General features: G+C 63.2%; 8 protein-coding genes. 4 read left to right on the top strand and 4 right to left on the bottom strand.

The features are described 5' to 3' along the window. Positions 1 to 422: 422 nt before the first annotated feature. From ABOK31_RS35990 to ABOK31_RS35980, 3 genes are all read left to right on the top strand, one after another. Positions 423 to 1706, top strand: coding sequence for a protein rep (locus ABOK31_RS35990; RefSeq protein ID WP_349963507.1), 1284 nt, complete (start codon positions 423 to 425; stop codon positions 1704 to 1706). Positions 1707 to 2123: 417 nt separating this feature from the next. Then, positions 2124 to 3125: a hypothetical protein gene (locus ABOK31_RS35985; protein WP_349963496.1), complete on the top strand. Its 1002-nt coding sequence runs from the start codon at positions 2124 to 2126 to the stop codon at positions 3123 to 3125. Positions 3126 to 3205: 80 nt separating this feature from the next. Next, entirely contained in the window at positions 3206 to 3730 is a 525-nt protein-coding gene (locus ABOK31_RS35980) for a hypothetical protein (protein WP_349963497.1), read from the top strand. A 134-nt stretch (positions 3731 to 3864) separates the two neighbouring features. Here the strand turns inward: ABOK31_RS35980 and ABOK31_RS35975 are convergent, their stop codons facing one another. The 4 genes from ABOK31_RS35975 to ABOK31_RS35960 form a co-directional block, all read right to left on the bottom strand. Next, on the bottom strand, positions 3865 to 4089 hold the full coding sequence (locus tag ABOK31_RS35975) for a hypothetical protein (protein WP_349963498.1): 225 nt from the start codon (positions 4087 to 4089) through the stop codon (positions 3865 to 3867). An 11-nt stretch (positions 4090 to 4100) separates the two neighbouring features. Further along, entirely contained in the window at positions 4101 to 4382 is a 282-nt protein-coding gene (locus ABOK31_RS35970; protein ID WP_349963500.1) for a hypothetical protein, read from the bottom strand. A 487-nt stretch (positions 4383 to 4869) separates the two neighbouring features. After that, positions 4870 to 5208: a hypothetical protein gene (locus ABOK31_RS35965; protein ID WP_349963502.1), complete on the bottom strand. Its 339-nt coding sequence runs from the start codon at positions 5206 to 5208 to the stop codon at positions 4870 to 4872. A gap of 407 nt (positions 5209 to 5615) precedes the next feature. Beyond that, complete coding sequence (locus tag ABOK31_RS35960; protein WP_349963503.1) at positions 5616 to 5969, bottom strand: hypothetical protein; 354 nt, start codon at positions 5967 to 5969, stop codon at positions 5616 to 5618. 24 nt (positions 5970 to 5993) lie between these two features. Here ABOK31_RS35960 and ABOK31_RS35955 point away from each other — a divergent pair, with 24 nt between their 5' ends. Continuing rightward, positions 5994 to 6533: a hypothetical protein gene (locus ABOK31_RS35955; RefSeq protein WP_349963505.1), complete on the top strand. Its 540-nt coding sequence runs from the start codon at positions 5994 to 5996 to the stop codon at positions 6531 to 6533. The last annotated feature ends 135 nt before the right edge of the window (positions 6534 to 6668 follow it).

Below are 6668 nucleotides of genomic sequence, written 5' to 3'. Positions count from 1 at the left end.
GTTTGACACGAATCAGAGGACAGGGGCAGAATTGAAAACGGCCCGGTGTTGCAAGCACCGAGCCGTTTAGATGGTCCCCGGCTTCATCAGGTCGTTTTTCTTTGGTCGGAAAAACCTGATGTGCCCGAATTGAGGCTCGGCGCGAACGCCGAGAACCAAGGAAATGATGTCAACAATTGTAGGGCAATCAGGGCTGAGAATCAACCAGGCGACCGCTGAGAAAGCGCGCCTGCTTGTCGGATTCTAATCGCTCCACCCCCTTCCATTTCGATAGGTCTCTAATCGCCCAGCAAGCCCCGCTGGACGCGATTGTGCGCTCTCTGGTCTCTGACGCAGTCGAAGTCCTCCGTGGCGCTCCTGACGGCCGTCAGGCCGCCAAGCAAGCCCGTCAGGGCGCGCAGCTTGATAAAAGAGGCGTTGCATTGACACCAACCTCACAGCCGGAGCCGAAGGCGGAGGCAAGAGGGGGTGTCGTGGCGCGGTGGAAACTCAAGCACACCGTTTCTGAAATCCTTCGGGATGTGACCCAGCCGGGCAAGTCCACGCCCGGCGTTTGCAAGTGCGGGACGGCCGGATATCAGGCTGAGGCGGTGCATCTGGTGCGCCGTGGAGCGCGGCCGGGGGTCAAGGGCGTGTACTTCTGCGATAGCCCGTGGCTCTGCCCTTCCTGCGCGCCTCGTCGCGCTGCGGAACGGGCTGAGCGCGTCCAGCGCGTATTCGACGCGACGGAGCGCAAGGGCGGTGCTGTCGTCTTCCTGACGTTGACCGTCCAGCATGTGAAGGGGCAGGCGCTGGCCGATCTGAAGAAGCTCGTCATGTCCGCCTGCACCAAGGCCCGGCAGGGCAAGCCGTGGCAACTGGCCAAGGAGCGGTATGGAATCGCAGGGGTCATGGTCGGTCCAGAGGTCACATGGAGTCCGGCGCACGGCTGGCATTTCCATCTGCACGTTGCCGTGCCGATGCTCCTGCAGGGGGATTGGTCGTCTGTCGTCGCTAGGGCCGAAGAGGGCGGGCGCTGGATCGTCGGCCGATATCGCGACTACATCAAGGCGGCCGGAGGCCATGCCGATGACGCGGGGCAGGACGTGCAAGTGATGTGGCGGCAGGAAGACCTTGCCGACTACCTCGCCAAGGGGTCTGGCGCGTGGGAAGTGGCATCGGCCGGAGCGACGAAGCAGGGCAAGAAGGGCCTGACACCGTGGGACCTTGCCGCCCGCGCCTCGGCCACGCGCTATAGGGCGTTGTTCGCCGAGTATGCCGCCGCGATGCCGGGAACCAGGTCTTGCGTCATCACGAAGACGCTGGCCGATGCCCTTGGCATCGAGCCGGAGGGGGATGAGGATGCGCCGGGCGTGGATGAGGCAGAGGAAGACGACGTCGAAATCGTCGGCTCTGTCGAGCCGCCGCGCTGGCATCGCCTGCTGCGGGGCGGTCATGTTCCGGCGGTCTTCCAAGCTGTCGAGGATCGGCGGCCATGGGAAGACATCGACCGGATGATGACGGCGCTCCTCGATCCGCCGCCGCCGTCGCATGCGCCTTCGGCGTGGGAGGTGGCGGAACAGGTGAAGGGGACGCGGCATATGTTCCGGGAGGCCGGGGAGGCCGTCCGGGCGGCCATCGATCGGGAGCGGGAACACGCTGCCCGTCTCGGCCGCCATTTCGAGCCGCCGCCTCTCCGGCGCGTGCTCGAGCTGGTGGCCGCGTAGGCCGTGGGACAGTCCGAGGGTCTGTCCTAGGGGTGGTACGCCCTAGGGGAGTCGAACCCCTAGGCCCCTGCCAGGTCCCCGAAGGGCCGACGACACCTTGGTGTCATTAGTCGGTCACTAATGACATGGATTCCTGCGCCGCCGGTGGGCAAGATTCTCCTGTGAGAGGGAGGGTTCCAGATGGCCGGGTTTCAGTTCGCGCACATGCAAAATTTCAGCCGGAAGGGCGACAAGGGAGGCCGCACGGTGTCCTTCGTCCTTGCCGAGGCTCGCCGCGATCCTGTGGCCTCGTTGCATGTGTCGTCGCCGCGGCCTCCGGCGATCGTCTGGGGGTGTTCGGTCGAGGACCTGGAGCGCGAGCACGATGAACGGGTGGCCGTCGCCCGGAAGACTATCGCCGGAGGTAAAACGCGATCCGTGGGGAAGGAGCAGCACACCCTCATGACGATCGTCGTCAGTCACCCGTACACGGTCGAGGAGATCGAGGCGGACCCAGAGAAGCGGCGGGAGGTCGAGCGGTGGGAAGCCCTCAACGTTGCATGGGCTCGCCGGGAGCTTGGCGACGATCTCCGGGCCGTCGTCCGGCACACCGATGAACGGCAGTGGCACCTGCACATCTACGGCCTGCCGGGTGATCCTGAAATGCGGGCGTCTCTTTTCCATCCCGGCCAGGTCGCGAAGGCGGCCGTGCTGGCGGCCGGTCCTGTCGAAGGTGAGGATGATAAGGCCATGCGTCGGCGTTCCGATCGAGCCTATAAGGACGCGATGCGGGAGTGGCAGGACGGCTATTTCCGGGCTGTTGGCATGCCTGCCGGGCTGACCAGGCTCGGCCCTGCCCAGCGCCGTCTCTCTCGTGTCGAATGGCACCAGGAGCGACACCAGGCGCAGGCCCTGAAGGTCGTCCAGGAGGAGGCTGCGGCCCTGAAGGAGAAAGCCGACGTGTTCGCCCGGCAGGTCGGGGAGAAGGCGGCCCACCTCCGCGCCGACGCGGCGCGAAGGGCCGATGCCGCTAAGGCGGCAATCGTCGCCGCCCAGGCGGCGGAGAGAAGGGCCAAGGAACGTGAGGAAACGGCCCGTAGAGCGATGGCGGAGGCTGAGCGTGCCACAAGTGCGGCTCGTCGTCTGACTGGCCTTGGTGGCGCTCTCCGGGGGCTCTGGGACGGTCTTCGACGATCGAGGGTCGCAGCGCGTATCGTGGAGGAGCTTCGCCCAACCGTGGAACGGTGGCAGCAGGCGGAGGCAGCAGCAGCAGCGCGGGCCGCTGTGGAATCCGATCGGAGGCAGCAGGCGGAAAAACGGGCCTCGGCGTTGTCGGCCTCGGCTGCCGAACTCGGGGCGCAGCGCGACGAGCTGCGCGCCCGCCTGTCGCGCTACGAACCTGCCGCCGTTGCGCCGGTCCCTCCTCGGCCGCAACCTTGATGTTGGTCCAGATGGAGGGAGCCATGACAGAGGAACGGGAGAGGCGGCGAAACTGCGCGGATCGTGCACGGGCGGCGTTGATGACGCGGAAGATTCACCGGAGGCGGCGGCTCGATCCGGCGATGTCGGTCGCGATCCAGTTGATGGCGGTCGCCTCCTTCCTGGTGAACTTGTTCCCGGCTGCTGCCGCTGCGGATCCGCTTCCGGAGCCTCCTCGGCCGGAGCCTGTTCGGGAACCTCGGCAGGAGCCGGAACCTCGATCATACAAGAGCGCGCCGTCCTGGCCGAAGATCATGTCGGACCTGGCCCGGCCGGTGGCTCGGTCGATGGCGACGGCGGAGCTCTATGCTCGCCTGCCTGTCGAGGTGCGACCGTGGCTCGATGAGGTCGTGAAGGCAGAAGATTGGGCGGTGCTCCGGCCGTATGCGCGATCCGGGGCAACCGACGATACGGCGGCTGCGGGCGTGCTGGCGGCTTTCCGGAGATGGAAGGCCGATAAGGCGGCGGAGGCCAAGGAGGCGCTGGAAGCGACTGCCGAAGGTGGCAAGGCCGGAGCTGGGGCGAAACCGGGCGGGGATGATGACGACAAGGGAGTGAAGCCATGAAGATCGTCGTCGGCGCCTAGAATGCGAAAACGGGGCTTTTCAGCCCCGCCGTCAACATTCTAACGCGTCTGGAAGGCCGTGGAGTGCATTCCGGACGGTTGGCTGGTGTCTATACCCGCCCGATTTTGAGAGTGCTACGAGCGATAGAGCATGGCGAGAAAGTGCGCGTTGTGAACGTCAACGATCTCGAATTTCGCCCTCCGGACTTGAGTGTCTGCCTCCTTCAGTAGCTCGCGGGCTGCTGGTGCCTCTGGCGGGAACGTTGCCAAAAGCGCCACGATCATCTCTGAGATGTGGTTGAGCTTGTCGACAGCATCCTGAGCCTTGTCTGTGGGGATTTTCATAGCGGTGACGTTCATGGTCGATCCTTTCAGGCGACGGCCTCTAGTCGAGGTCTCGGCTGGAGCCAGTGCCGGGCCGCTGCTTCGGCCGCTGCTCGCGCGGTTTCGGGTGAATATTCGATGCCCATGGCGACGGGCCGTAATTCATGGTCGCCGGCTCCGGCCTGCGTGTCTACCGTCCATGCCCATCTGCCCCACGGACACGCCGGAAGAGGTGCGGCGTAGAGCGACAGCCATCTGCCATCGGCTGCCGTCGCCTCTGTCTCGATGGCCTCGACGCCGTCCCACGGCTGGATTTCGATGCTGGTCATTTTTGTGTCTCCCTGTGTTGTGACGGGGAGATTGGAATCATGCAAATCCGGTTTCGTCAACTGCGGTAAGTGTATGAAATTACAACAGGATTTGACATCGAATCCTTGCCGGAATGTCGTCGCAAGGATTCAATCCTTTCGCCGATCGCGGCGGCAAGGATTCAGGGGTAGGACAACGTTAACCATGGTGAAAGATGACCGTGGTACTGTCCCCCGGATCGACCGGAGGACAGTCCTATGGACACCAAAAGCATGACGTACAAGGAACTGGCGGAAGTCTGGGGTTGCAAGCTTGACTCCGCTCGGAAGACTGTGCGGCGCAAGGGGTGGCACCGCGTCGATGGGAACGATGGACAAGTTAGGATCCTTGTCCCGTTCGATGCGTTGCCTAGCCCCTCGGACAGTCCCCCGGACAGTCCGGAGGTCAGTCCCCCGGATGGTCCCACCCTCGCAGATGTCGCCCGGCTCGAAGAGCGCATCGAGGGCCTTAAAGCGCTCGGTCTCGCGGAGAAGAGACGGGCTGATGCTGCTGAGGCCGATCGAGACGCGTGGAAGGCACTGGCCGAACGTCCGCTGCTTCGCCGCTTGTTTGGCTAGGTCGGAAGCGGTCGAACACCCGCAAGCCGTCACGGCGTACTAGCGCCGCCAGCTCCTCGGCCGCGCCGGGAAGACGCGATTTCCTGACAAGGTGCCGCTGGCCGCTCCGGTCGCGGACATAGACGGCGGCGAGGTACCAGAGGCGGCCGCCCTGCGCGTCATCGCTCCGCTGCTCTTCGACCAAGATGTCGAATGTCAGGCCCCGGAAAATCGTCGTCTTCGTCTTCATTGCTATCTCCTTGAAATGTAAGGATTTATAGCATTTTCAGTGGGTCGAGCCCAGGACGGAGCTCAAAGAGGACCAACAAAGGACCAACGCGGGTAACCGTCGCGTGAGGGCGGTCAATGGGAATCTGCGGGAGTGGTGCGGGCGCAGGGAGCGTAGCGACTGAGCCACGGTCCCGCTGATTGCCGTTGACGGGCCGATGCGACCCATATCCTACCGCCCCGGTGATGGACCCGAAGGGCTGAAAGCCCGCAGAGCCCATCACCGGACTAGGCTCCCGCCAATGAGGGCTGGGGTAGCAAGCGAAGCGCGCGAGGGCGGAGCCCTTAGCTCTTTAAACAGGAGCTTCGCCGGGCTTCGTGCTCAAGTTGAAAGCCCAGTAGAATCAAGAAATTCGCCGGGACGATTTTTCAGTGGGATAAGCGTCGAAAAAGCCGTGGAAAGCCTGCATTTACAGGGGTTTTGGTGTAGAACGGACCGCGATCGCTAGCTTTAGTAACCCACGGCCTTGAGGTAGACCACTGAAAGTCGAGCAACTTGATGCACTTGCCTTCTACCTCGATGGAGCGGTCCTCTTTGAGGATCTGACGAGGTATGACTGGCGCAGGCAGACCGATGTAGTCCAGGAACTGTTCGTCGCCGCGATGCTGTTCTGTGACCTCGGGAAACGTGCCGTCTTTGTGGACGGGCATATCAGTCAGAAGCTCAAGGCCGAAGCAATCGCGTCCGGTGATCCGAAGGGGTTCTTTAACCGCCGTTGCCATGTCTATGGCCTCTCGGGTCGTCGGATGATCGTCTACGATACCGTGACTACGAACGAGATGGGTGGTCGCGGATCAAGCGCTGCCCGGCTCCATTTCCATGCGCTCATGGAGAAGCCGGAAGGCATGAAGGACGAGGATTTTTTCGGGCTTCTGGAAACGGTGTTCGGTCGGGCGAGCGTCATGGGGCAGAGGCAGTTCCACAAGACACTGCCGAACTGGAAGAACCATTTCACCTTCGGTGGTGTGCAGGTCCATGGGCCGCTTGGCAAGCTCATGTATGCGATCAAGCATTCTGGCTCTGCGTACATGTCCCTAGGACTGAACGAGGGTGGAAAACGAAGCCGGAAGGCTCCGGCATCTCGTCGAGCTTGTAACCGGGATGCCCAGCGGTTGGCGAAGTCGAACCCCAGCCACTTCAATCGTGCTGTCGTCTTCTTCGATCGGGTGTCGAAACAATCCGGGGAGGCTGCATTCAATGCGTGGGTAGCAGCCGAGAAGGCCAAGCGTGCGCTCGTCAGGAAGTCCCCTGCAGAGATGCTTCCTGTGCTGGCAGTAGCTGTCTGAGGGCAACAAAAAACCCCGCCAGAAGCAGGGTTTTCAGTGGTCTTGCAATGGTCCCGGAAGACAGTCAACGCGTCTCCTTGTTCAGGATTGCCGGTCCTTGCGTCGGCGGCAAGAGGGGCGGCGAATTTCGTCGGC

The organism is Rhizobium sp. ZPR4, assembly GCF_040215725.1.
Classification (GTDB): Bacteria; Pseudomonadota; Alphaproteobacteria; order Rhizobiales; family Rhizobiaceae; genus Rhizobium; species Rhizobium rhizogenes_D.
Note: the sequence above shows the minus strand (reverse complement) of the source record. Positions and strands in the feature narration are given on the sequence as shown.